Source organism: Nonomuraea sp. NPDC048916, assembly GCF_040649575.1.
GTDB lineage: Bacteria > Actinomycetota > Actinomycetes > Streptosporangiales > Streptosporangiaceae > Nonomuraea.
On record NZ_JBEZFS010000192.1, the window covers coordinates 1 to 519 of the forward strand.

A 519-nucleotide genomic window follows, 5' to 3' on the forward strand; every position below is an offset into this window, starting at 1 on the left:
TCTTCCGATCTCTCGCCTCCACCCTCGTCCTCATCGCGCTGCTCTGCGCAGGCGTGCTGATCAAAGTGCCGTACGCGGAGATGTCTCCCGGACCGACGGTCAACACCCTCGGCGAAGCGCGTGGCGAACCCGTCCTGCAGATCTCCGGTCGCAAGACGTACCCGGCCTCCGGCCACCTCAACATGACGACGGTCCGCGTCACCGGAGCGGACTACCGGATGAACATCGTCGAGGCCGTCTACGGCTGGCTGGCCCACGACAGCGTCGTGGTGCCGCACGACACGCTCTACCCGGACGGCAAGACCGAGGAGCAGTCCACCCAGGAGAACGCCGAAGAGTTCAGCCAGTCCCAGGAGAGCGCCAAGGTGGCCGCCCTCAAGGAGCTGGACATCCCGGTCTCCACCCAGGTCGTGGTCTCCACGGTGGTCAAGGGCAGCCCCTCCGAGGGCAAGCTGCACGCGGGCGACGTGATCAAGGCCGTCGACGGCACGGAGGTCACGGAACCCGGCGACGTGGCGA

The 519-nt window shown here is 67.2% G+C and carries 1 protein-coding gene; it reads left to right on the forward strand.

Translation table 11 applies throughout. The features are described 5' to 3' along the window. Positions 1-519, forward strand: a 519-nt coding sequence (locus AB0C16_RS40395) for a PDZ domain-containing protein (RefSeq protein WP_357691471.1), incomplete at both ends; no start/stop codon positions are given.